The sequence below is a fragment of the Sphingobium anseongense genome, assembly GCF_037725245.1.
Lineage (GTDB): Bacteria > Pseudomonadota > Alphaproteobacteria > Sphingomonadales > Sphingomonadaceae > Sphingobium.
This window is the reverse complement of sequence record NZ_JBBJUL010000036.1, coordinates 1-827: the sequence shown is the minus strand read 5'-3', so window position 1 is coordinate 827 and position 827 is coordinate 1. Positions and strand designations below refer to the sequence as shown.

Annotated in this window: 1 protein-coding gene; it reads left to right on the top strand. The window is 58.5% G+C overall.

Going from position 1 to position 827, the window contains the following annotated elements; translation table 11 throughout:
- The coding region (locus WG908_RS16485; protein ID WP_340187594.1) for a sulfotransferase family protein at positions 1 to 827 on the top strand (827 nt) is incomplete at both ends.

The following is an 827-nucleotide window of genomic DNA, read 5'->3' as shown; positions in this document are numbered from 1 at the left end:
CCGATCATCATCACGTCGATGCCGCGCACGGGCAGCACGAAATTGCAGCGGCTGCTGGGCGCATCGGGGGATTTCCAGCTCGTCGAATATTGGAAGGGGCATATGTTCGCCCGCGTCCCCGGCGCCCCCGACGGCGGCCGGGAACAGCGGATCGCCGAAACGCGGGCCTATGAAAAATGGCTGTACGAAGTGTCGCCCGACATGATTACCGGTCACCCCGTCTTCACCGACGAGGCCGAGGAGGAGATGCAGCTTTTCGAATATTCGTTCCGAACGGGGGCGATGATGGTCTTCGGTTCACCATCTCTTTTCGGATGGCTGTTGAGCGCGGATACGACGCCGGCCTACGATTATCTGAAAATGCAGCTGCAATATCTGCAATGGCAGAACCCGGAAGATCGCAAGAAGCCCTGGCTTCTCAAGACGCCGATCCATTTCGGACTGGAAGCGCAGTTGAACCGGATTTTCGACAATCCCCGCTTCATCGTCACCCATCGCGATCCCGTCAAATGCGTACCCTCGATCGCGGGCGTGGCCTATAACTGGCACGTGCTCTACGCGGACGTCGAACCCGATCTGAACGGGGGCGAAGCGATGATATCCTATTATGGCCAGTCCGTTGACGATCATCTGGCCTGGCGCGACAATGATCGCGATCTTCAGATCCTCGACATCGGCTTTTCCGACATCACTTCGAACGATGCAGAGGTTGTGCGTCGCATTTACGAGGCGTTCGGCCTGCCGCTGACGGAGAAAAGCCTGCGGGGGATGCGCGAATGGTCGGAGCGCAATCCGCGCAACAAACATGGCGGCTATTCCTATTCGGC